Genomic DNA, 20,953 nt, shown 5'->3' with positions numbered 1-20,953 from the left:
TTCCCTGGGGCTGGAAACCCGCCGGCCGAGGGATTACCATTCCCCCATGTTCGGATTCCTCAAGGACATGTTCGACCGTCAGGCCCAGGAGGCCATCGACCGCCGCGCCGCCAGGCTGGCGCCGGCCAGGGCGGTGGCGGCGGCCAAGAGCGCCTCTCCCCCCGAAGGCGCGCGGCAGGCGGCCATCGAACGCGGCAACGCCCAAATCAAGGAATTCGCCACCCCCGAGCGTCAGGCCCTGCTGAAGAACGCCATGGCGGTGCACCGCGCCCAGCGCCAGATCCTCGACGCGCTGGACGACGAAAGCCGGGCCAAGCTGGTGGCCATGGCCATCACCACGCTGATGCGCGGCGGCAGCGGCGGGGGCGGCCGCACGTGATCCCCGATGCCAAGGCCCTGGCGGCCGGCGTGCTGGCGGGCGAGCGCCGCGCCCTGGCCCGCGCCATCACCCTGATCGAATCGACCCGGCCCGACCACCGCCCGGCGGCCGAGGCGCTGCTGCACGACCTGCTGCCCCATTCCGGGCGCTCGGTGCGGGTCGGCATCACCGGCGTGCCGGGGGCCGGCAAGTCCACCTTCATCGAGGCCTTCGGCCTGCATGTGGTCGGCCAGGGCCACCGCCTGGCGGTGCTGGCGGTGGACCCCTCCAGCCCGCGCTCGGGCGGCTCGATCCTGGGCGACAAGACCCGCATGGAGGAACTGTCCCGCGACCAGCGCGCCTTCATCCGCCCCAGCCCCTCGGGCTGCACCCTGGGCGGCGTGGCGCGCCGGACCCGCGAGGCCATGCTGGTGTGCGAGGCGGCCGGCTTCGACGTGGTGGTGGTCGAGACGGTGGGCGTCGGCCAGAGCGAAACCGCAGTGGCCGATATGGTCGACATGTTCCTGCTGCTGCTGGTCCCCGGCGGCGGCGACGAGCTGCAGGGGCTCAAGAAGGGCATCGTCGAGCTGGCCGACGCCGTCGTGGTCAACAAGGCCGACGGCGACCTTGCCGCGGCGGCGCAGCGGGCGGCCCGCGACTACCGCGCCGCGCTGCATTTGCTGGCGCCGCCGGCCGGCCGCTGGACGGTCCCGGTGCTGACCTGCTCGGCGCTCATGCGCGACGGCGTGGCCGAGGTGTGGCGCACCGTCGGCGACTACCAGGCGGCCATGCAGGAGGCCGGCCGCTTCGCCGCCCGCCGCGCCGCCCAGGCCCATGCCTGGATGTGGAACGAGGTGTCGGAAACCCTGTTGCAGGCCCTGCGCGACGATTCCCGGGTGGCGCTGCTGCTGCCCGAGCTGGAGCGCGCCGTCAGCGCCGGCGAGATGGCCCCCGGGGCCGCCGCGCGCCGCCTGGCGGCGGTCTTTCGCGAGCGGGCGGGCGGGGCGTCGTGATCAATCCATCACATCCCTCCGGACCGCTTGGCGGCGGCGCAAATGTCGGAGTATGCTCTGCGGCACGGTTCGACCGCCAAGTGTCCAGGAATTTTGCATGACCCACGAGCCCTCGGTCCAGGAAATCCTTACCCTGAAAAAAGAGCTGGTCGGGCTGTTCGGCCATCTCCAGAAAATCCGCAAGGAACTGGCGTCACTCAACCCCCCGGGCGCGCCCGACCATTTCGGCAGCATGTCCGACGAACTCGACGAGATCGTCAGCGCCACCGAAAAGGCCACCAACACCATCATGGAAAGCGTCGAGGGCATCGATACGCTGATGAACGATGCCCGCGCCGCCACCGACGACCCCAAGCTGAAGGCCGTGTTCGACGGCGTCACCGACAAGGTGAACATGGTGTTCGAAGCCTGCTCGTTCCAGGACATCACCGGCCAGCGGGTGACCAAGGTGGTCAACTCCATGAAGTTCGTCGAGGAGCGCATCAACTCCATCATCATCACCTGGGGCAGGGACGAGCTGACCAAGGTGGTGGTGGAGATCAAGGAAGATACCGACCCCGACAAGAAGCTGCTGCACGGGCCGCAGCTGACCGGCAAGGGGGTGACCCAGGCCGAGGTCGACGCCATGCTGGGCCAGGACGACATCGACAAGCTGTTCGGCTGACGGAATCCGCTTGACGCGGGCCGGGCAGGCCCTTAAAAACGCGGCTTCCCCGGGCAAGCCCCGGCGGAGACCGTTTCGGCGCATGGGCGCCGCTGATCGAGGAAAACGAGAGGAATTCGAGCCATGGCCCGTCGTTGCAGCATCACCGGCAAGGGCGTTCAGACCGGGAACAACGTCAGCCACGCCAACAACAAGACCCGGCGGCGCTTCCTGCCCAACCTGCAGGACACCTCGCTGCTGTCCGACGCGCTGGGCGAGATGGTGCGCATCCGGGTCTCGACCCACGGGCTCAAGACCATCGAGCACAATGGCGGCCTCGACAGCTTCCTGATGACCACCAACGATTCCAAGCTGCCGGTCGAGGCCCGCCGCGTGAAGCGCCGCGTCCAGAAGGCCCTGGCCAACAAGCAGGCGACCGCCTGACGCCGGCTGCAGCGGAACCGAATACCAAAAGGCCCGGGGCGATCCCCGGGCCTTTTTCGTTGCCTCGTCGCGGAACAAGAAAAGCCCCCGTTGCCGGGGGCTTTGCCGTGGTGCCGCCTATTCGTCGCGGCGCACGCCCAGGAACTGCAGCAGGAACGTGAACAGGTTGATGAAGTCGAGGTAGAGGGTCAGCGCCCCCATCACCGCCTTCTTCACCGCCACCTCGCCGCCGTCCAGGTGCCAGTACATCTCCTTGATGCGCTGGGTGTCATAGGCGGTCAGGCCGGCGAAGATCAGCACGCCGGCGGCCGAGATGACGAACTGCATCATGGCGCTCTGCAGGAAGATGTTGACCACCATGGCGATCATCAGGCCGATCAGGCCCATGACCAGGAAGGTGCCGAAGGCCGACAGGTTCTTCTTGGTGGTGTAGCCCCACAGGCTCAGGCCGGCGAAGGCGGCCGCCGTGATGAAGAAGGTGCGGGCCACCGATTCACCGGTGAACACCAGGAACACCGAGGCCAGCGACGCGCCCATCAGGGCGGCGAAGACCCAGAACAGCGTCTGCGCCGTGCTGGCCTTCATGGTCTCGATCTTGAAGCTCATGAAGAAGACGAAGCCCAGCGGGGCCAGCATCACCACCCATTTCAGCGGGGTGCCGAAGATCAGCTGGGTCATGGTCTCGTTGGAGGCCACCAGCATCGCCACGATGCCGGTCAGGGCCAGGCCGGAGGCCATGTAATTGTACACCCGCAGCATGTACTGGCGCAGGCCGACGTCGATCTCGGCCGCCTCGGACTGCGTGCGGGTCATGTATTTGCGGTCGGTTCCGAAGGCCATTGTCGATACCTCAGGCTCGGGTTGCAATCGGGCAACCCCAATATGGCGCAGTCCATCCCGGAATCAAGCGATGAGGATTCATTCGGACCGCAGATACGACGCCGCCTTGGCGCGCATGGCGGTCCAGGTGCCGGCGAAGCCGGCCAGCAGGGCGGCCAGGGTGGCGACGGTGGCGGTGGCCGCCGCGATGTCGGGCAGGAAGGCCCAGTCGGCGCGCATCACCTTGACCAGCACCGCCCAGGCGGCAAGGGTCCCGACCAGTCCGGCGCCGATGCCGGTGATGATGCCGACGATGCCGAACTCGGCCGCCCAGGCCTTCCACAGATCGCCGCTGGTAGCCCCCAGCACCTTCAGGATCACCGCGTCGCGCACGCGCCGCGCATGGCCGGCCATCACCGCCCCGGCCAGCACCAGCGCCCCTGCCGCCAGGGTCACCGCCGCCGCCAGGCGCACCGCCAGATCGGCATTGGCGATCATGGCGCGCACGCTTTCCAGCGCCTCCTTGACCCGGATGGCCGAGACGTTGGGCAGGGCGTCGGTGACCGCCCGCTCCACCGCCGCTTCCTCGGCGGCCGGCGCGTGGACGGTGGCGATCCAGGTATGGGGCGCCCCGGCCAGGGCGCCCGGCGACAGGATGAAGGTGAAGTTCATGTTGAGGCTGGACCACTCGATCTCGCGGAACGAGGCCACCTTCACCGTCACTTCGCGGCCCAGCACGCTGATGCCCAAGGTGTCGCCCAGCTTCAGCCCGAAGCCCTTGGCGATGTTGGCATCCACCGAGGCCAGCGGCGGCCCGGCATAGTCCTGGGGCCACCATTCGCCGGCGGTCAGGCGGGTGCCGGGCGGCGGTTCGGCGGCCATGGTCAGGCCGCGGTCGCTGCGCACCGCCCATTCCGCTTCCGGCGCCACCGGGCGTTCCGCCACCGGCACCCCGGCGATGCGCATGATGCGGCCGCGGATCATCGGGGCGCGCTCCACCGTGGCGGTGGGCGCGGTGGCGCCGACGATGGCGTCGAAGCGCTCCAACTGGTCGGGCTGGATGTCGATGAAGAAGAAGCTGGGGGCCTGGGCCGGCAGCCTTTCGCCGAACTGGCGGGCCAGGTTGGCCTCGACCAGCGCCACCGCCACCAGCACGGTGAGGCCCAGGCCCAGGCTGAGCACCACGCTGACCACGGCGCTGCCGGGCCGGTGCAGGTTGGCCAGGGCCAGACGCAGGGTCGGCCGCGCCAGCAGGCCGGTGCGCCGCGCCCCGGCCCGCGCCGCCAGCCGCGACAGGACCCAGGCCAGCCCGCGGAACAGCGCCAGGGTGGCCACCGACGCGGCGACGAAGCCGGCGGCCAGGCCGGGGCGCGGCGACGACAGGATGGCGAGGCCGGCCAGCAGCGCCCCGGCCAGCGCCAGTGCGGCCAGCGCCGGGCGGTCGATGCGGCCCCGGGGCGGCACCACCACCTGGCGGAACAAGGCGGTGGCCGGCACCGCCCGGGCGCGGGCCAGCGGCCACAGGGTGAAGACCAAAGCGGTGACCAGGCCGAAGGCCGCCGCCACCGCCAGCGGCACCGGGTAGATGCCGACCCGGGCGGCCAGCGGCAGGGACTCGCCGGCGAGGCGTACCACCGCCCACGGCACCAGCGCCCCCACGCCGAGGCCGATCAGGGTGCCCAGCCCGGCCAGGGCGGCGACCAGCACGGCATAGGTGGCGAGGATGGTGCGGGCCGGGGCGCCCAGGGATTTCAGGATGGCGATGGTCTCGATGCGGCCGTCGAGATAGGCCTTCACCGCATTGGCGACGCCGATGCCGCCGACCAGCAGCGCGGTCAGCCCGACCAGGGTGAGGAAGGCCGCCAGATTGTCGAGGAACCGGCCGATGCCCGGCGCGGCGTCCGAGGTGTCGCGCACCTGCCAGCCGGCTTCGGGGAAGCGTTCGGCCAGTTGCCGGCGCGCCTCGGCGGCGGTCAGGCCGGGGGAAAGCGCGACGCGCCAGGTCCAGCGCAGCAGGGCGCCGGGCTGGATCAGCGCGGTCTCGGGCACCGCCGCCGCCGCCACCATCAGGCGCGGACCGAAAGACAGGGCGGTGGCGACGCGGTCGGGTTCCTTGGCGATGGTGGCGCGGATCTCGAACACCGCCTCGCCGACCCGCACCCGCGATCCCAATGCGAGATCGAGCCCGGCCAGCAGGTTGGGGTCGGCCACCGCCCCCCACACCCCGTCGCGCCGCTCCAGCGCCGCCCGGACGTCGCCGGCCGGCTCCAGCTGCAGCCGGCCGACCAGGGGATAGGCGCCATCGACGCCCTTCAGCTCGACCAGACGGCGGCTGTCGCCGGCCTCGGATCGCGCCATCGCCCGCATCTCGATGCCGGCGCTGACGGTGCCGAGGCCGTCCAGGGCGGCACGCTGGCCGGCATCGATCGGGGCATAGGATTGCCGGATGTCCAGGTCGCCGCCCAGCAGCGCCCGCGAATCCTCGTCCAGCGCGGTCTGGAAGGCGGCCCGCAGCGAGCCGGCGGCGGCGATGGCCGCCACCCCCAGGGCAAGGCAGGCGACCAGGATGCGGAAGCCCTTGAGGCCGCCCCGCAGCTCGCGCCGGGCGAAGGTCAGCGGCAGCGGCGCGGTCATCGCCGGATCGGCACCACGCGGCCGCCCTCCTGGCGGGCGTCGGCGGCGATGCGGCCGTCCTCGACGTGCACCACCCGGCCGCAGCGGGCGGCCAAGGCGGGATCGTGGGTGACCAGCAGCAGGGTGGTGCCGTGGCGGCCGTGCAGGTCGAACAGCAGCTCGACGATGGCCCGCCCGGTGGCCTGATCCAGGTTGCCGGTGGGCTCGTCGGCCAGCAGCAGCTTCGGCCGCGCCACGAAGGCGCGGGCCAGCGCCACCCGCTGCTGCTCGCCGCCCGACAGCTGGCCGGGATAGTGGGACAGGCGATGAGCCAGCCCGACCGCCCCCAGCTCGGCGGCGGCCAGGTCGAAGGCGTCGCGGGCGCCGGCCAGCTCCAGCGGAATCGCCACGTTCTCCAGCGCGGTCATGGTCGGGACCAGGTGGAAGGACTGGAAGACGATACCCACGGCGCCGCGGCGGAAGCGGGCCAGCGCGTCCTCGTCGAGGGCCGACAGATCGTGGCCGGCGACCCGGACGGTGCCGGAGGTGGCGCGCTCCAGCCCGGCAATGACCATCAGCAGGGTCGACTTGCCCGAGCCCGAGGGGCCGACCACGCCCACCGTCTCGCCGCCCTCGACCGTCAGGTCGACCCCACGCAGGACGTTGACCTCGCCGGCCATGCTCGCCAAGTTGAGGTGCACGTCCCCGAGCTGGATCAGGGACCCTGAGTCGGATTGAACCATGGGCTGGCGGACTTTCTTGCGGCGGGTGATGTGGCAGGCCTTGGTCGGATATGGCGCGGCGCTCATGGTTGTCAACGCGAATGCCGGCCCGGCGCGGGCCGAACCGCTGCGTCTGATGGTGCTGGGCGATTCGCTGACCGCCGGTTTCGGGCTGCCGGCCGGGCAGGGCTTCACCGTCCAGCTGGAACAGGCGCTGCGGGCCGAGGGGTACCAGGTCTCGGTGCTCAATGCCGGGGTGTCGGGCGACACCACCGCCGGCGGGCTGGCGCGGCTGGACTGGGCGCTGGGCGACCGGCCGGGCGCCGCCATCGTCGAGCTGGGGGCCAACGACGCCCTGCGCGGCCTCGATCCCGCCGCCGCCTACCGCAACCTCGACGCCATCCTGGGGCGGCTGAAGCAGCAGGGGGTGCCGGTGCTGCTGGCCGGCATGTACGCCCCGCCCAATTACGGCCGCGACTACGCCGAGACTTTCGCCGCCATCTATCCCCGCCTGGCCAAGGTCCACGGGGTGCCGCTCTATCCCTTCTTCCTCGAGGGCGTGGCCGGCCAGGCGCGGCTGAACCAGCCGGACGGCTTGCACCCCAACGCCGAGGGGGTCAAGCTGATGGTCCAGGGCATCCTGCCCATGGTGCGCAGGCTGCTGGACGGGGCGGGAGGCAAGGGATGAGCGCTCGCACCACACCGGTGCCGGAAGACCAGGCCCCCTTCGCCGCCGCCCATGCCGAGGCCGACCATTGGGGCCGCGCCGCCAAGGCCTGCCTGGAGGCAATCGCCGCCGCCGCGCCTTCGGCCAATGTCGGCATTCTCTATGCCACCGAGACGTTCGCCCCGGATTTCGCCTCGATCCTGACCTTCCTGCGCGAGACCACCCGCATCGAAACCTGGGTCGGTGCCGTCGCCCCCGGCATCTGCTCGGGCGCAATTGGGCTGCGCGAGGGTGGCGGCCTGCGCGAGGGCGGCGCCCTGGCGGTGATGGTGGGGGCGCTGCCGGCGGAGGGTTTCCGCTGCTTCTCGGGCCTCGACGTCGCCGCCTTCCGCACCCGCCTGGGCGATTGGGTGGCCGGGCACGGCCCCTGCCTCGGGCTGGTCCACGGCGACCCGCGCAATCCCGGTCTGCCCGCCCTGGTCGGGGGCGCGGCGGCGGATTTCGGCTTCCTGGCCGGCGGGCTGGTCTCGGCCGGGGCGCATCCGGCCCAGGTCGCCGACGGCGTGGTGTCGGGCGGGCTGTCGGGCCTTCTGCTGGCCGCCTCGGTGCCGGCCGTGTGCGGGGTGACGCAAGGGTGCAGCCCGATCGGCCCGGTGCACATGGTCACCGAGGCGTGGGAAGGGGTGGTGATGAGCCTGGACGGTCGGCCGGCGCTGGAGGTGCTGAAGGACGAGGCGGGCGAGCTGATCGCCCGCGACGTCAAGCGCGCCGCCGGCTACATCCATGTCGGGGTGCCGGTGCCAGGGTCGGATACCGGCGACTATCTGGTCCGCACCCTGCTGGGCATCGACCAGCGCCAGGGCTGGATCGCCATCGGCGACCGCTTCGAGGCCGGCGACCGCCTGATGTTCGTGCGTCGCGATCCGGCCGCCGCCCGCGCCGACATGAAGCGCATGCTGGCGGACGTGAAGCGGCGCCTGGACGGCCGGCCGGCGCGGGCGGCGTTCTACGCCACCTGCATCGGGCGCGGCCGCCACATGTTCGGCGACGACGGCATCGAGCCGGCGATGATCCGGGACGCCCTGGGCGAGGTGCCGTTGGCCGGCTTCTTCGCCAATGGCGAGATCTGCGGCGGGCGGCTCTACGGCTATACCGGCGTGCTCACCGTGCTGGCGGGAGAGGCGCGGTGATCCGCCTGTTCGTCGGCCTGGCGCTGCCCGCCGCCATCGGGGTTCCCCTCGCCGCCCTGGGCGCCGGCCTTCCCGGCGCGCGCTGGGTCGAGCGGCGCAACCTGCACGTCACCCTGCGTTTCGTCGGCGACGTCGACGAGACGGTGGGGCATGAGCTGCACCAATCCCTGGCGGCGGTGCGGGCGCCGGCCTTCGACCTGGCGCTGGAGGGTTTCGGCACCTTCGGCTCGCGCAGCCCCAACGCCCTGTGGGCCGGGGTGGAGCGGGCGCCGGGCCTGATGCATCTGCAGGCCAAGGTGGAATCGGCCGCGGTGCGCGCCGGCCTCGAGCCCGAGCGCCGGCGCTACCAGCCCCACGTCACCCTGGCCCGGCTGAAGGACACCCCCATCGCCCGCCTCCAGGCCTTCATCGCCGCCCACTCGCCCTACCGCGCCGGCCCCTTCCCGGTTGAGGGCTTCGTGCTGTTCCGCAGCCATCTCGGCCGCGGCGGGGCGGAATACGAGGCGGTGGCGGAATACGGGCTGGGGTAGCATTCCGCCGTCGTTCCCGCGCAGGCGGGAACCCAGGAGTCGCGGACGGATTGGTGGTGCACCCCCTGGGTCCCCGCCTGCGCGGGGACGACGATTTGTCCACATCTCGTGCCGCCCCTTGCGGGTCATACGCTCCCTTGTGCCATGGTGCCCCTTTCGGGTAAGTTTGCGCCATGACGCCCGCCCGCCGCGCCGCTTTCGTCGCCCTTGTCCTGCTGCCGCTGGCCGGCTGCGGCACCAGCACGGCGCTGCCGCCGGTGCAGTCGGGTGATCCCGGCCAGGCGCCGGACTTCACCTTGCTCACCGACATTCCCATCCCGTCCGGGGCGACCATGGACAACGACCGCTCGCTGGTGCTGGGCGACCGCGACCGCTGGACCGGGCGGGTGGTGATGAAGCTGTGGAAGTCGGCGCCCGAGGCCACCGCCTTCTACCAGAGCCAGATGCCCAATTTCGGCTGGGAGCCGGTGATGGCGGTCACCTCGGGTATTTCCGTCATGAGCTATACCCGCGGCGACCGCGCCGCCACCGTGCAGGTGGAATCAGGGTCCATGTGGGGTGCCAAGGTCTCGGTCACCGTGGCGCCGCGCCATACCGGCCCGGGATCGATGCCAGCGGCGGCTCCGATGCCGGCGCCGACGAACATCCCGGTGGCCGCCCCGGTCGAACGCGTGCGCTCCGAGCCCCTGCCGCCATCTCGGCGGTGAGTCTGGAATAGGGGAGAATGACTGACCTAATCTTGACTCTCCCCCGAACCCACCCAAGATATTCATTCAGAACGGTCTCCGTGCGGGAGTTTTCCCGGCGGGACGCCGTAACGGGCGCCGGTATCCGGGCCCACCACCGTTTCTCGCTCGCTGCCAGAGGAGGACGTCTTCCATGAGCCGCCTGTCCCTGTTCAACAGCCCCCTGCTGCTCGGTTTCGACCATTTCGAGCGAGCGCTTGACCGCGTCGCCAAAAGCCAGGCCGAGGGCTATCCGCCCTACAACATCGAGCAGATCGGCGAGAACGGCCTGCGCATCACCCTGGCGGTGGCGGGCTTCGCCATGGAGGATCTGTCGGTCGGGCTGGAGGACAGCCAGCTGATCATTCGCGGCCGTCAGGCCGAGGACGATTGCAGCCGCATCTTCCTCCACCGCGGCATCGCCGCCCGCCAGTTCCAGCGCAGCTTCGTGCTGGCCGAGGGCATCGAGGTCAAGGCGGCCAGCCTGGACAACGGCCTGCTGCACGTTGACCTGGAGCGTCCGCGGGCCGAGACCAAGGTTCGCTCCATCCCCATCCAGGGCGCCGGTCCGGCGCCCAGGACCATCGACCTTTCCGGTGACGAGGCGACAGAGTCCAAGCCCCGCCGCCATCCCGGCCGCTAGAAGGAGGCCGCCATGAACGAACACAACCATGTCCACCAGCCGCAGAAGGCGATGAGCGCGGCGGACTTCGCCAGCTGGGGCATGCCCCATCTGGCCTTCGTCAAGCGGGTCGAGCTCGACGAGCAGGTCGGCTGGTCCATCCACGCCGCCGACGGCACCCATATGGGCCTCGCCCCCAGCCGCGACCTCGCCTTCGCTGCCATCCGCCAGCACGAGCTGGAGCCGGTCAGCGTGCACTGACCGGGACGGGCGTCACCCCACCGGCAGGCGCGCCTGGGGGGCGGCGACCTCGGGCACTGCCGTGTCGTCGCCCAGCTGGACCGATTCGATGCGGTCGGCCCGCTTCACCACCTTGTCGGTGGAAATGCGGATTTGGCGGATGTCCTCGACCGCCTGGCCGAAATGCCTGTCCAGCGCGGTGACGCGGTCGTCGAGGCGGCCGATGTCGTCGAGCAGGGTCGCCACCTCCTTCTGGATCAGCCCGGCCTGCTCGCGCATGCGGGCGTCCTTCAGCACGGCGCGCACGGTGTTCAGGGTCGCCATCAGGGTGGTGGGCGAGACGATCCACACCTTGGCGCGGAAGCTCTTCTCGACCACGTCGGGGAAGTTGGCGTGCAGCTCGGCGTAGATGGCCTCGGACGGCAGGAACATCAGCGCCGATTCGGCGGTCTCGCCGGGGACGATGTACTTCTCGGCGATGTCGCGCACATGCTTCAGGATGGCGGTGGCGAAGGCGCGGCCGGCCTGGGTCCGCTCGGCGTCGTCCCGGGCCTGCCGGAGCGCGTGGTAGCTTTCCAGCGGGAACTTGGCGTCCACCGCGATGGAGCCGGGCGGGTTGGGCAGCTCGAGCAGGCAGTCGACGCGGCGGCCATCGCCCAGCGGCGCCTGGAAGCGGTAGGCGCTGGGCGGCAGCATGGCGGTGACGATGTCGTTCAGCTGGATCTCGCCGAAGGCGCCGCGGGCCTGCTTGTTGGACAGGATGTCCTGCAGGCCGACCACCTGCGCCGACAACTCGGTGATGTTCTTCTGCGCCGCGTCGATCACCGCCAGCCGCTCGCGCAGGTCGTGCAGGGTGGTGGCCTGGCGCTGGGATGACGACGCCAGGCCCTCGTCCAGGCGCTTGGCCAGCTCGGCCAGGCGCTCCTCGACGGCGCGGGCGACGCCCTTCTCCTGGCGGTCCAGGCGCTCGGCCATCTGCGCCTGGGTCGCCGCCTGGCTGTCGGCCAGCTGGGCCAGCCGCCCGGTCAGCGCCGATTGCGACTGGCCAAGGGATTCCACCGCCCGCTGGATCGCCTCGTCGCGGCCGCCGCGGCCCTTCAGCGCCAGCACCGCCGCCGCCAGCAGCGCCAGCACCGCCACCGCCAGCCCCGCCATCACCACGCTTGCGTCCACGGATCACCCCTCCGATGCCATCATGCCGCCCATTTCATAGCATAGGACGGGGCCAGGAAGACGACACGGAGTTCGCGCCATGGCCCGCCCACATGCCTCCATCCTCGCCTGCGCCGCCCTGCTGGGCCTGGCCGTGCCCGCTGCGGCGGCCGACGGTGTGGCAACGGTGGCCGACCGCACCGGGCTGGCGGTGACCATCACCCAGGATGGCACCGCCCTGGTCCGCGACCGGCGCGAGGCGACTCTGGCCAAGGGCGCCCAGGCGCTGGTGTTCGAGGGCGTGGCCGGCCAGGCCACCGGGGTGGGGTCGCTGTCGGGAGCGGGCGTGCGGGTGGACGAGCAGGGCTTCGACCCGGGCGGCATCGAGGCCGGCAGCCTGCTGCGGGCGGCGGTGGGGCGCGAGGTCACGGTGGTGTGGTCCGACGGCACTGCGCCGGCGCGAGAGGAACGGGCGGTGGTGCTGGCCGCCGGGCCGCTGCCGGTGTTCCAGGTGGCCGGCCGCGTGGTGGCCGGGCAGCCGGCCCGCATCCATTACGATGCGCTGCCCCAGGACATGCGGCCGCTGGCCGCCTACCGCGCCGCCATCAGCGCCGAGGCGGCCGGGCGGCGGCCGCTGGACCTGGTCTACCAGACCCTCGGCCTCGGCTGGTCGGCCGAGACGGTGGCCGAGCTGCCGGCCGCCGGCGATGGCGTCACCCTGTCGGTATGGGCGGCGGTGGCCAATCACAGCGGCATCGACCTGCCCCGGGCGCGGCTGCAATTGGTGGCCGGCGAGACCAACCGCGTCGCCGATGCCCCGCCGCCGCGGGCGCTGATGAAGGTCCAGGCGGCGGCCGCCATGGCGCCCGAGGCGGCGCGCGAGGCCCTGGGTCCCTATCACCTCTACACCGTGGCGCAGCCGGTGTCGCTGCGCGACGGCGAGACCCGGCAGGTGCCGCTGGTGGCGCCGGTGGCGGTGGCCGCCGAGCGGCGCCTGGTGCTCGACCCGGTGCCGCCCTATGCCTGGCGCCAGCCGTGGACGGAGGGCCCGGCGCTGCATCCGGCGGCGCAGCTCGAATTGCGCAATACCTCAGGGGTGCCGCTGCCCGGCGGCACCGTGCGGGTGGTCCAGCGCGGCGCCGATGGCGGCGTGCGCCTGCTGGGCGAGGACCGCCTGCCCGCCACCCCGGCCGGCGCCACCGCCCGCATCACCCTGGGCAAGGCCTTCGACCTCACCGCCCGGCGCAGCCAAGTGGACTTCCAGAAGGTCTCGGCCGAGGTCTCGGAAGCCGCCTTCGAAATCAAGCTGGCCAACGCCGCCGCCAAGGCCGAGACGGTCACCGTGCGCGAGGCCTTCGGCGGCGACTGGCTGGTGGTGGACGAAAGCGCCAAGCACGCCAAGGAGAACGCCTTCACCGCCCGCTGGACGGTGACGGTGCCGGCCAAGGGCGAGGTGGTGCTGAAGTACCGGGTGCGGGTGAAGGGGTAGAAAAACCCCTCGCCCGCCTGCGGGAGAGGGAGGGGCCCGGCCGTCAGGCCGGGAGGGAGAGGGCCTGGACGTCAGCCGCGTTCGGCGCCACCGATCCCGGCGGATACAGGCCCTCTCCCGCTCGGCTTCGCCTCGCACCCTCTCCCGCGGGCGGGCGAGGGTTGAAAGCCGTCCCTCGCTACGCCGCCCGCTCCCGCTTGCGCAGCAGCGCCAGGATTTCGGCGGCCGCCTTGGGGATGTTGGTGCCGGGGCCGTAGATGGCGGCGACGCCGGCCTGGGACAGGAAGTCGTAGTCCTGCGGCGGGATGACGCCGCCGGTGACCACCAGGATGTCGCCGGCCCCCTGCGCCTTCAACTCGCCGATCAGCGCCGGCACCAGGGTCTTGTGGCCGGCCGCCAGGGAGGAGGCGGCGACGATGTGGACGTCGTTCTCCACCGCCTGGCGGGCCGCCTCTTCCGGGGTCTGGAACAGCGGCCCGACATCGACGTCGAAGCCGATATCGGCGAAGGCGGTGGCGATCACCTTGGCGCCGCGGTCGTGGCCGTCCTGGCCCATCTTCACCACCAGCATGCGCGGCCGGCGGCCTTCCTCCTTGGCGAAGGCATCGACGTCGGCCTTGAGCGCGGCGAAGCCGGCATCGCCCTGGTAGACGCCGCCATAGACGCCCGAGATGGAACGGATCTGGGCGCGGTGGCGGGTGAACGACTTCTCCAGCGCGTCCGAGATCTCGCCCACCGTGGCCCGCGCCCGGGTGGCGGCCACCGCCAGTTCCAGCAGGTTGCCCTCGCCCGATTCGCCGGCCTTCTCCAGCGCCGCCAGGGCGGCGTCGCAGGCGGCCTGGTCGCGGGTGGCCTTGATCTGCTTCAGCCGGGCGATCTGGGAGTCGCGGACCTTGGCGTTGTCCACGTCCAGGATCTCGATGGGGGCCTCCTCGGCCGGCTGGTACTTGTTGACGCCGACCACCACCTCCTCGCCGCGATCGATGCGGGCCTGGCGCCGGGCGGCGGCCTCCTCGATCTTCATCTTGGGCATGCCGGATTCCACCGCCTTGGTCATGCCGCCCAAATCCTCGACCTCCTGGATCAGCTTCCAGGCCTCCTCGGCGATGGCCGCGGTCAGCGCCTCGACGTAGTACGAGCCGGCCAGCGGGTCGACCACATGCGGGATGCCGGTCTCCTCCTGGATGATCAGCTGGGTGTTGCGCGCGATGCGGGCCGAGAACGGGGTGGGCAGGGCGATGGCCTCGTCCAGCGCGTTGGTGTGCAGGGACTGGGTGCCGCCCAGCACCGCCGCCATGGCCTCGATGGTGGTGCGGATGACGTTGTTGTAGGCGTCCTTCTCGGTCAGCGACACGCCCGAGGTCTGGCAGTGGGTGCGCAGCGCCATGGAGGCGGGCTTCTGCGGGTCGAACTGCTTGATGATGCGGGCCCACAACAGGCGGCCGGCCCGCATCTTGGCGATCTCCATGAAGAAGTTCATGCCGATGGCCCAGAAGAACGACAGCCGGCCGGCGAATTCGTCGATCTTGAGGCCGCGGGCCAGGGCGGCGCGCACGTATTCCAGGCCGTCGGCCAGGGTGAAGGCCAGCTCCTGCACCGCCGTCGCGCCGGCTTCCTGCATGTGGTAGCCGGAGATGGAGATGGAGTTGAACTTGGGCATGTTCTTCGAGGTGTACTCGATGATGTCGGCGATGATCCGCATGCTGGGCGCCGGCGGGTAGATGTAGGTGTTGCGGACCATGAACTCCTTCAGGATGTCGTTCTGGATGGTCCCGGACAGCTGGTCCTGGGCGACGCCCTGCTCCTCGGCGGCGACGATGTAGCCGGCCAGGACCGGCAGCACGGCGCCGTTCATGGTCATGGACACGCTCATCTTGTCGAGCGGGATGCCGTCGAACAGGATCTTCATGTCCTCGACCGAGTCGATGGCGACGCCGGCCTTGCCCACATCGCCGACGACGCGGGGATGATCGGAATCATAGCCGCGATGGGTGGCCAGGTCGAAGGCCACCGAGATGCCCTGCTGGCCGGCGGCCAGGTTGCGGCGGTAGAAGGCGTTGGACTCCTCGGCGGTGGAGAAGCCGGCGTACTGGCGCACCGTCCACGGCCGGGCTGCGTACATGGTGGCGCGCGGCCCGCGGGTGAAGGGCGGGAAGCCGGGCAGCGAGCCCAGATGCTCGAGCCCTTCCAGGTCGGCGGCGGTGTAGAGCGGCTTGACCGTGATGCCTTCCGGGGTCTCCCAGTTCAGGGTCTCCGGCGACGCGCCCTTGAGGTCCTTGGAGGCCAGCGCCTCCCAATCGGCCAGGGTCTTCTTGGCGAATTCGGTCATCAAGTCCTCCGCTGCTCTGCCCTCGGACACCGGGCGAAAACCACCCGGGAGGGCGGGAGTATAGCCACCACAGCCACCCGCGTCCATTGAGGGGCTTGCGCGGGGGGCATGCCGGGGGCACCTTTTCGCCATGGCCTTCCTCGACCACATCGCCGCCTGCAACGCCCACGACATTGGCAAGTTCCGCCCGTTCATGGCGGAACGGCGCCAGGTGGGGTGGGTGCGGCACGATGTCGCCGGCCACCTGTCGGCCTTTCCCGCCACCTTCCGGGTGTCCGAGGAAGCGGTGACGCTGCATCCCGGCCTGGCCACCCCCGAGGCGCGCTCGGTCGCCATCGACGCCGCCTGCCGCGACCTGGCCGCCGCCTGGGGCACGCCCGGTCCCAAGGGCGAGCGCTACGACATCGCGCCGGGCTGGGGCGAGCCCAGCCTGTTCACCGTCGATCGCGCCCATGTGGCGCTGTTCGGGGTGCGCGCCTACGGCATCCACGTCAACGGCGTGGTGCGCCGCGCCGACGGCCTGCATCTGTGGATCGGCAAGCGGGCCTGGGACAAGGCGGTGGCGCCGGGCAAGCTGGACAACATGATCGCCGGCGGCCAGCCGGCCGGGCTCACGCTGATGGACAACCTGGTCAAGGAAGCGGCCGAGGAGGCCGACCTGCCCGAGGCGCTGGCCCGCACCGCCCGCCCGGTCGGCGCCGTCAGCTATTGCATGGAGGACGGCTGGGGGCTGAAGCCGGACACCATGTTCTGCTTCGACCTGGAACTGCCCGAGGATTTCGTCCCCCGCAACACCGACGGCGAGATCGAGGATTTCCGCCTGATGCCGGTGGCCGAGGTGAAGGAGCGGGTGCGCAGCGGCGACGACTTCAAGTTCAACGTCAACCTGGTCCTGCTGGATTTCATGCTCCGCCACGGCGTGCTGACGCCGGACGGCGAGCCCGACTACCTCGCCGTGGTCGCCGGTTTGCGCAAGGGCTGGTAGGAATTAGCGGCCGGTATAATTGGCCGCCAGATACATCCCCTCGATGGTGAAGAAGATGTAGAGGATTCGTTTGGCCGGGTCGGCGACGGCGGGGTTGTGGAAGAGCACCAGCCATTCCTTTTCGCCGTTGTTGTCGATCTGGTCGGCCTTGGCCGGCTCCACCATGGCCCAGGTGAAGTCGATCTTGCCTTCCTGGACCAGGCGGGTCTTGACGTCCATGGCGGCGGGGACGACCACCTCGCGGCCGACCGGGTCGCCCACATGGCCGCCGGGATGGGCGGCGGCCGGGGGGGCGGCCAGCAGGGCCAGGGCCAGGGACACGGCCAGCGCGGCGGCGCGGAGGGGGTCAGAGATTGTCATGGCCGGCGGCCTTTCGTCGTTGCTCGAGGCGTTGAAGCTCGAGGCGCATGTCCTCGTGGGCGTGGGTGTGCTGATCGGTGGCGAAGCCGAACTGGTCGGGGTCGAGGGTGTGCAGCGCGCCGTGCGACTGGGCCAGGAACAGCAGCAGCCCGGCCGCCACCAGGGCGCCGTTGGCCAGGGCCGAGAAACGCGGGAAGGACGGGCGCCGGCGCCACAGGGCGAGGGCGGCGGTCATGGCCAGCAGGGCGGCGATCTGCCCCAGTTCGACCCCGGCGTTGAAGCACAGGATGCGCAGCCCGGTGGCGACCCGGTCGTCGCCCAGCGGCAGCTCTTGCAGGCGGGTCGACAGGCCGAAGCCGTGGATCAGCCCGAAGCCGAACACCATGGCCAGCAGGCTGGGCGGCCGGATGTTGAGATGGGTCTGGAAGCCGCCGAGATTGTCGAAGCCCTTATAGGCCACGGTGAGCGCGATCACCGCGTCCACGGCGAAGGGATTGACGGTGATGCCCAGGAAGGTGGCGCCCAGCAGGGTGATGCTGTGGCCGAGGGTGAAGGCGGTGACGAACACCACCACGTCGCGCAGGCGGGTCAGGAAGAACACCACCCCCAGCAGGAACAGCAGATGGTCGTAGCCGGTGAGCATGTGCAGGGCGCCCAGCTCGACATAGCGGCCGTATCCGCCCTCGATCATGGCCAGGCGGTCGGGCTCGGAAATGCCGTGGGCCAGCGCCGCGCCCGAGGGCAGGGCGGCCGATGCCGCCGCCAGCATGCCGTGCACAACCGCCTTCATGCGCGCGCCCTCACCCGTTGGCCTGCGGACGTGGCGTGCCCGGCGCCGCCTCGCTCTCGACCTGCATCGGGCACCCCTGAACCTGCGGAAGAGGAGGGGCTACTCCATCACAAAGGGCGCGCCGCTGTCCACCGCCGGGCCTGTCACGGTGCCGAACCTTGCCGTAGGTATGGCCGGTAGCGCATGTCCTCGCCGATCACGTGCTCGATCAGCGCCTGGAACAGGCGGCGGAGCATCAGGCGCAGATCGGCAGTGTCGGGATAGTCGCGCAGCATTTCCTCCATGCCCTGGACCGAGGCCAGCAAAGCCTCGTGCTCGGCGCCGTGGGCGGAGAGGTCGGGGAAGCCGGTGGCCTGCAGGATTTCCTCTTCCTCGCGGAAGTGGCGGGCGAGGTCGCGGCGGAAGGCGCGGTAGAAGGTGATCGCCGCCTGGTGCGGGGCATCGCCGTCCAGCGCCTCGGCCAGGCGGTTGATGTCCTCGAAGAAGGCCTTGTGCTGGGCGTCGATGGTGGGATCGCCGACGGCGAAGCTGTCCTTCCAGTGAACCCGCAAATCGCCGCTGACCATGTGCCCCCCCGCCATCCAGGAGTGCATCATAACCTATTGGCGCCAAATGATTTTGATGTCGATCAACCGGATCGTTAATTATACGTTGAAAAGGAAGTGGAAGATATCGCCGTCCTGGACCACGTATTCCTTGCCTTCCAGCCGCATCTTGCCGGCTTCCTTGGCGCCGGCCTCGCCGCCGCAGGCGATGAAGTCTTCGTAGGAGATGGTCTCGGCGCGGATGAAGCCCTTTTCGAAGTCGGTATGGATGACGCCGGCGGCCTGGGGCGCCTTGGCCCCCTTCTGCACGGTCCAGGCCCGGGCCTCCTTCGGCCCGACGGTGAAGAAGGTGAGCAGGTGAAGCAGGTCGTAGCCGGCGCGGATGACGCGGGCCAGGCCGGCCTCCTCCAGTCCCAGGGTCTCGAGGAATTCGCGCCGCTCCTCGTCCGAGGACAGCTGCGCCACCTCGGCCTCGATGGCGGCCGAGATGACCACGGCACGGTTGCCTTCCTTGGCCGCCATCTCGAAGACGCGGGCGGAGAAGGCGTTGCCCTCGGCGGCCGAGGCCTCCTCGACGTTGCAGGCATAAAGCACCGGCTTGGCGGTCATCATGCCGAGCTGGCGGGCGATGCGGCGCTCGTCCTCGCTGTCGAAGGCGATTGTGCGGGCCGGCCGGCCCTCGCGCAGGGCGGCGAGATAGGCCTCCATCACCTCGACCTGGGCCTTGGCGTCCTTGTCGCCGCCCTTGGCCTTCTTCTCCAGCGGCACGATGCGGCGCTCCAGGCTGTCGAGGTCGGCCAGCATCAGCTCGGTCTCGATGGTCTCGGCGTCGCGCACCGGATCGACGCTGCCCTCCACATGGGTGATGTCGGCATCCTCGAAGCAGCGCAGCACGTGGACGATGGCGTCGACCTCGCGGATGTTGGCGAGGAACTGGTTGCCCAGGCCCTCGCCCTTCGAGGCGCCGCGCACCAGCCCGGCGATGTCGACGAATTCCAGCTGGGTGGGGATCTCCTTCTGGCTCTTGGCGATGGCCACCAGCTTGTCCAGGCGCGGATCGGGCACCGCCACCCGGCCGACATTGGGCTCGATGGTGCAGAAGGGATAATTGGCCGCCTGCGCCGCCGCGGTCTGGGTCAGGGCGTTGAACAGGGTGCTCTTGCCGACGTTGGGCAGGCCGACGATGCCGCAGTTGAAACCCATGATCCTCTCCAGTTCCTCGGTTTCCCTTCACCGTCACCCCCGGGCTTGACCCGGGGGGCCATGCTGCCGGAAGCGGCTTCGCCGCCGTGGATGCCCGGGTCAAGCCCGGGCATGACGGGAGAAGGGTCAGTTGTCCTTTTTCCGCTCCATCGCGGCCTTCAGCTTTTCCGCCAGGCCGCCCTCCGCAGGCGCGGCCGGTTCCGGCGCCTTGGCGGGTTTGGCCGGTTTCGGCGGCGCCGTCAACACCGTCACCCGGTTCATGAAGCCGTTGTCGTCGCCGCCCAGCAGCAGCGGGAAGGCGTCGGCGACGGCGTCGATCAGCTTGTCCACCCAGTCCTGGTCGGCCTTGGCGAAATCGTGCAGCACGTAGTCGGCGACCCGGTCCTTGTCGCCGGGATGGCCGATGCCCAGGCGGATGCGGCGGTAATCCTTGCCGAGATGGGCGTCGATGCTCTTCAGGCCGTTATGGCCGCCGGCGCCGCCGCCGCGCTTGACCCGGATGCGGCCGGGGGCGAGGTCGAGCTCGTCGTGGATCACCACCAGGTCGGTGACCGGCACCTTGAGGAAGCGCAGGGCGGCGCTGACCGACTGGCCGGACAGGTTCATGTAGGTCATCGGCTTCAGCGCCATCACCTTCCCGCCGGCGATCATGCCCTCGGCGATCTGGCCCTGGAACTTGGCCCGCCAGGGGCCGAAGGAATGGCGGCGGACGAGTTCGTCCGCCGCCATGAAGCCGATATTGTGCCGGTTCCTGGCGTATTCGGGTCCGGGATTGCCCAGTCCGACAACCAGGATCATGGCGATCAGCCGGCCGAGGTCGCCTCGGCGGCGGCGTCGGCCTTACCCACCGTCGGCGGGGCGATGGTCACCACGGTGGCGTCGGCGGCCACGTGGTAGGGGGTGACGCCCTTGGGCAGGCCGAGCTGGCCGACATGGACGGCGGCGCCGATGTCGAGCCCGGCCAGGTCGACCACGAACTCGTGCGGGATCAGGTCGGGGGCGCAGGTGACCTCGATCTCGTGCAGCTCGAGGTTGACCACGCCGCCGCGCTTGACGCCCGGGGACTTGTCGGCGTTGGCGACGTGGACCGGCACCTTGACGTGCACCACCGCGTCGGCGGCCACCCGCATCAGGTCGATGTGCATGGGCTGGTCGTTGACCGGGTGGTACTGGACGTCGCGGGCGAGGCAGCGGTGCTTGCCGCCCTTGCCCAGATCGACGTCGAACAGGCGGGTCTTGAAGCCCGGCTTGTGCAGCTCGGCCCAGATGATGCGGGGGTCGATGGCGATGCAGATGGGGTCCTGCTTGGCGCCGTAGATGACGCCCGGAACCTTGCCCTCACGGCGAGTGGCTCGGGCGGCCCCCTTTCCGGCCCGATCGCGCAGCTCGGCGGCGATGGTGCTGATCTCGGTCATGTCGCGATTCTCCAATAACGCGGAAAGGCGCGGCCTCCAGGGGTGCCGCGCCGAAGGGGCTTCATCTACACCGGCGCCGTGGCGATTTCAACCGGAATC

At 70.6% G+C, this 20,953-nt stretch carries 23 protein-coding genes; 12 read left to right on the top strand and 11 right to left on the bottom strand.

What is annotated here, in order from left to right; genetic code table 11:
* The first annotated feature begins 46 nt into the window (after nucleotides 1-46).
* The 4 genes from MTBUT4_RS16660 (at nucleotide 47) to rpmB (ending at nucleotide 2,458) form a co-directional block, all read left to right on the top strand.
* Nucleotides 47-379, top strand: a complete 333-nt coding sequence (locus tag MTBUT4_RS16660) for a hypothetical protein (protein ID WP_173980826.1) — start codon at nucleotides 47-49, stop codon at nucleotides 377-379.
* The gene (gene meaB, locus MTBUT4_RS16655) at nucleotides 376-1,371 is read left to right on the top strand and encodes a methylmalonyl Co-A mutase-associated GTPase MeaB (RefSeq protein WP_173980825.1); all 996 of its coding nucleotides are present in this window, start codon (nucleotides 376-378) and stop codon (nucleotides 1,369-1,371) included. Before MTBUT4_RS16660 ends, meaB begins: the two co-directional genes overlap by 4 nt.
* Nucleotides 1,372-1,468: 97 nt before the next feature.
* Nucleotides 1,469-2,035 carry a protein phosphatase CheZ gene (locus MTBUT4_RS16650; protein ID WP_173980824.1) on the top strand — a complete coding sequence of 189 codons (567 nt, stop codon included), beginning with the start codon at nucleotides 1,469-1,471 and terminating at the stop codon, nucleotides 2,033-2,035.
* Nucleotides 2,036-2,158: 123 nt separating this feature from the next.
* A complete protein-coding gene (gene rpmB / locus MTBUT4_RS16645) occupies nucleotides 2,159-2,458 on the top strand; it encodes a 50S ribosomal protein L28 (protein ID WP_173980823.1) in 300 nt (99 codons plus the stop codon).
* A gap of 117 nt (nucleotides 2,459-2,575) precedes the next feature.
* On the opposite strand, the gene MTBUT4_RS16640 is transcribed toward rpmB, so the two are convergent.
* The 3 genes from MTBUT4_RS16640 to MTBUT4_RS16630 form a co-directional block, all read right to left on the bottom strand.
* Nucleotides 2,576-3,298: a Bax inhibitor-1/YccA family protein gene (locus tag MTBUT4_RS16640; RefSeq protein WP_173980822.1), complete on the bottom strand. Its 723-nt coding sequence runs from the start codon at nucleotides 3,296-3,298 to the stop codon at nucleotides 2,576-2,578.
* A gap of 78 nt (nucleotides 3,299-3,376) precedes the next feature.
* Entirely contained in the window at nucleotides 3,377-5,911 is a 2,535-nt protein-coding gene (locus tag MTBUT4_RS16635) for an ABC transporter permease (RefSeq protein WP_173980821.1), read from the bottom strand.
* On the bottom strand, nucleotides 5,908-6,633 hold the full coding sequence (locus tag MTBUT4_RS16630; RefSeq protein WP_173980820.1) for an ABC transporter ATP-binding protein: 726 nt from the start codon (nucleotides 6,631-6,633) through the stop codon (nucleotides 5,908-5,910). Before MTBUT4_RS16630 ends, MTBUT4_RS16635 begins: the two co-directional genes overlap by 4 nt.
* 64 nt (nucleotides 6,634-6,697) lie before the next feature.
* Between MTBUT4_RS16630 and MTBUT4_RS16625 the strand changes: the two genes are divergently transcribed.
* The 6 genes from MTBUT4_RS16625 (at nucleotide 6,698) to MTBUT4_RS16600 (ending at nucleotide 10,607) form a co-directional block, all read left to right on the top strand.
* Entirely contained in the window at nucleotides 6,698-7,300 is a 603-nt protein-coding gene (locus MTBUT4_RS16625) for an arylesterase (RefSeq protein WP_254434898.1), read from the top strand.
* Nucleotides 7,297-8,469 (top strand): FIST C-terminal domain-containing protein, encoded by a 1,173-nt coding sequence (locus MTBUT4_RS16620; RefSeq protein WP_173980819.1) that lies wholly within the window; start codon nucleotides 7,297-7,299, stop codon nucleotides 8,467-8,469. The genes MTBUT4_RS16625 and MTBUT4_RS16620 overlap by 4 nt, the downstream gene beginning before the upstream one ends.
* A complete protein-coding gene (gene thpR / locus MTBUT4_RS16615; RefSeq protein WP_173980818.1) occupies nucleotides 8,466-8,999 on the top strand; it encodes an RNA 2',3'-cyclic phosphodiesterase in 534 nt (177 codons plus the stop codon). Before MTBUT4_RS16620 ends, thpR begins: the two co-directional genes overlap by 4 nt.
* 173 nt (nucleotides 9,000-9,172) lie before the next feature.
* Complete coding sequence (locus MTBUT4_RS16610) at nucleotides 9,173-9,706, top strand: hypothetical protein (RefSeq protein ID WP_173980817.1); 534 nt, start codon at nucleotides 9,173-9,175, stop codon at nucleotides 9,704-9,706.
* Between the two features lie 172 nt (nucleotides 9,707-9,878).
* Nucleotides 9,879-10,367, top strand: a complete 489-nt coding sequence (locus tag MTBUT4_RS16605; RefSeq protein WP_173980816.1) for an Hsp20 family protein — start codon at nucleotides 9,879-9,881, stop codon at nucleotides 10,365-10,367.
* Nucleotides 10,368-10,379: 12 nt separating this feature from the next.
* Nucleotides 10,380-10,607 carry a DUF1150 family protein gene (locus MTBUT4_RS16600; RefSeq protein ID WP_173980815.1) on the top strand — a complete coding sequence of 76 codons (228 nt, stop codon included), beginning with the start codon at nucleotides 10,380-10,382 and terminating at the stop codon, nucleotides 10,605-10,607.
* A gap of 12 nt (nucleotides 10,608-10,619) precedes the next feature.
* Here MTBUT4_RS16600 and MTBUT4_RS16595 read toward each other — a convergent pair whose 3' ends face one another.
* Entirely contained in the window at nucleotides 10,620-11,759 is a 1,140-nt protein-coding gene (locus tag MTBUT4_RS16595; protein WP_254434897.1) for a DNA recombination protein RmuC, read from the bottom strand.
* Between the two features lie 79 nt (nucleotides 11,760-11,838).
* Between MTBUT4_RS16595 and MTBUT4_RS16590 the strand changes: the two genes are divergently transcribed.
* Complete coding sequence (locus MTBUT4_RS16590; protein ID WP_173980814.1) at nucleotides 11,839-13,227, top strand: DUF4139 domain-containing protein; 1,389 nt, start codon at nucleotides 11,839-11,841, stop codon at nucleotides 13,225-13,227.
* A gap of 178 nt (nucleotides 13,228-13,405) precedes the next feature.
* Here MTBUT4_RS16590 and scpA read toward each other — a convergent pair whose 3' ends face one another.
* A complete protein-coding gene (gene scpA / locus MTBUT4_RS16585) occupies nucleotides 13,406-15,556 on the bottom strand; it encodes a methylmalonyl-CoA mutase (RefSeq protein WP_173980813.1) in 2,151 nt (716 codons plus the stop codon).
* A gap of 130 nt (nucleotides 15,557-15,686) precedes the next feature.
* Between scpA and MTBUT4_RS16580 the strand changes: the two genes are divergently transcribed.
* The gene (locus tag MTBUT4_RS16580; protein ID WP_173980812.1) at nucleotides 15,687-16,541 is read left to right on the top strand and encodes an NUDIX hydrolase family protein; all 855 of its coding nucleotides are present in this window, start codon (nucleotides 15,687-15,689) and stop codon (nucleotides 16,539-16,541) included.
* 3 nt (nucleotides 16,542-16,544) lie between these two features.
* On the opposite strand, the gene MTBUT4_RS16575 is transcribed toward MTBUT4_RS16580, so the two are convergent.
* From MTBUT4_RS16575 to MTBUT4_RS16550, 6 genes are all read right to left on the bottom strand, one after another.
* Nucleotides 16,545-16,901: a DUF6488 family protein gene (locus tag MTBUT4_RS16575; RefSeq protein WP_173980811.1), complete on the bottom strand. Its 357-nt coding sequence runs from the start codon at nucleotides 16,899-16,901 to the stop codon at nucleotides 16,545-16,547.
* Entirely contained in the window at nucleotides 16,888-17,691 is an 804-nt protein-coding gene (locus tag MTBUT4_RS16570; protein ID WP_217424195.1) for a HupE/UreJ family protein, read from the bottom strand. Before MTBUT4_RS16570 ends, MTBUT4_RS16575 begins: the two co-directional genes overlap by 14 nt.
* A 143-nt stretch (nucleotides 17,692-17,834) precedes the next feature.
* The gene (locus tag MTBUT4_RS16565; RefSeq protein WP_173980810.1) at nucleotides 17,835-18,257 is read right to left on the bottom strand and encodes a bacteriohemerythrin; all 423 of its coding nucleotides are present in this window, start codon (nucleotides 18,255-18,257) and stop codon (nucleotides 17,835-17,837) included.
* A 78-nt stretch (nucleotides 18,258-18,335) separates the two neighbouring features.
* Entirely contained in the window at nucleotides 18,336-19,439 is a 1,104-nt protein-coding gene (ychF, locus tag MTBUT4_RS16560) for a redox-regulated ATPase YchF (protein WP_173980809.1), read from the bottom strand.
* Between the two features lie 126 nt (nucleotides 19,440-19,565).
* Entirely contained in the window at nucleotides 19,566-20,237 is a 672-nt protein-coding gene (gene pth / locus MTBUT4_RS16555) for an aminoacyl-tRNA hydrolase (RefSeq protein ID WP_173980808.1), read from the bottom strand.
* A gap of 5 nt (nucleotides 20,238-20,242) precedes the next feature.
* Nucleotides 20,243-20,854, bottom strand: a complete 612-nt coding sequence (locus MTBUT4_RS16550; protein ID WP_173980807.1) for a 50S ribosomal protein L25/general stress protein Ctc — start codon at nucleotides 20,852-20,854, stop codon at nucleotides 20,243-20,245.
* Nucleotides 20,855-20,953 lie beyond the last annotated feature (99 nt).

The sequence above is a fragment of the Magnetospirillum sp. UT-4 genome, assembly GCF_902729435.1.
GTDB lineage: Bacteria > Pseudomonadota > Alphaproteobacteria > Rhodospirillales > Magnetospirillaceae > Magnetospirillum.
This window is presented reverse-complemented; position numbering and strand designations above follow the sequence as displayed.

Bases quoted from the DNA above. Each gene is read 5' to 3' on its own strand.
- MTBUT4_RS16600 (WP_173980815.1), top strand. From the start codon at position 10,380: ATGAACGAACACAACCATGTCCACCAGCCGCAGAAGGCGATGAGCGCG.
- ychF (WP_173980809.1), bottom strand. From the start codon at position 19,439: ATGGGTTTCAACTGCGGCATCGTCGGCCTGCCCAACGTCGGCAAGAGC.
- MTBUT4_RS16610 (WP_173980817.1), top strand. From the start codon at position 9,173: ATGACGCCCGCCCGCCGCGCCGCTTTCGTCGCCCTTGTCCTGCTGCCG.
- MTBUT4_RS16630 (WP_173980820.1), bottom strand. From the start codon at position 6,633: ATGGTTCAATCCGACTCAGGGTCCCTGATCCAGCTCGGGGACGTGCAC.
- MTBUT4_RS16570 (WP_217424195.1), bottom strand. From the start codon at position 17,691: ATGAAGGCGGTTGTGCACGGCATGCTGGCGGCGGCATCGGCCGCCCTG.
- MTBUT4_RS16625 (WP_254434898.1), top strand. From the start codon at position 6,698: ATGGTTGTCAACGCGAATGCCGGCCCGGCGCGGGCCGAACCGCTGCGT.
- MTBUT4_RS16650 (WP_173980824.1), top strand. From the start codon at position 1,469: ATGACCCACGAGCCCTCGGTCCAGGAAATCCTTACCCTGAAAAAAGAG.
- MTBUT4_RS16565 (WP_173980810.1), bottom strand. From the start codon at position 18,257: ATGGTCAGCGGCGATTTGCGGGTTCACTGGAAGGACAGCTTCGCCGTC.
- MTBUT4_RS16640 (WP_173980822.1), bottom strand. From the start codon at position 3,298: ATGGCCTTCGGAACCGACCGCAAATACATGACCCGCACGCAGTCCGAG.
- pth (WP_173980808.1), bottom strand. From the start codon at position 20,237: ATGATCCTGGTTGTCGGACTGGGCAATCCCGGACCCGAATACGCCAGG.
- MTBUT4_RS16635 (WP_173980821.1), bottom strand. From the start codon at position 5,911: ATGACCGCGCCGCTGCCGCTGACCTTCGCCCGGCGCGAGCTGCGGGGC.
- scpA (WP_173980813.1), bottom strand. From the start codon at position 15,556: ATGACCGAATTCGCCAAGAAGACCCTGGCCGATTGGGAGGCGCTGGCC.
- MTBUT4_RS16605 (WP_173980816.1), top strand. From the start codon at position 9,879: ATGAGCCGCCTGTCCCTGTTCAACAGCCCCCTGCTGCTCGGTTTCGAC.
- MTBUT4_RS16575 (WP_173980811.1), bottom strand. From the start codon at position 16,901: ATGACAATCTCTGACCCCCTCCGCGCCGCCGCGCTGGCCGTGTCCCTG.
- MTBUT4_RS16660 (WP_173980826.1), top strand. From the start codon at position 47: ATGTTCGGATTCCTCAAGGACATGTTCGACCGTCAGGCCCAGGAGGCC.
- rpmB (WP_173980823.1), top strand. From the start codon at position 2,159: ATGGCCCGTCGTTGCAGCATCACCGGCAAGGGCGTTCAGACCGGGAAC.
- MTBUT4_RS16550 (WP_173980807.1), bottom strand. From the start codon at position 20,854: ATGACCGAGATCAGCACCATCGCCGCCGAGCTGCGCGATCGGGCCGGA.
- MTBUT4_RS16580 (WP_173980812.1), top strand. From the start codon at position 15,687: ATGGCCTTCCTCGACCACATCGCCGCCTGCAACGCCCACGACATTGGC.
- MTBUT4_RS16590 (WP_173980814.1), top strand. From the start codon at position 11,839: ATGGCCCGCCCACATGCCTCCATCCTCGCCTGCGCCGCCCTGCTGGGC.
- MTBUT4_RS16620 (WP_173980819.1), top strand. From the start codon at position 7,297: ATGAGCGCTCGCACCACACCGGTGCCGGAAGACCAGGCCCCCTTCGCC.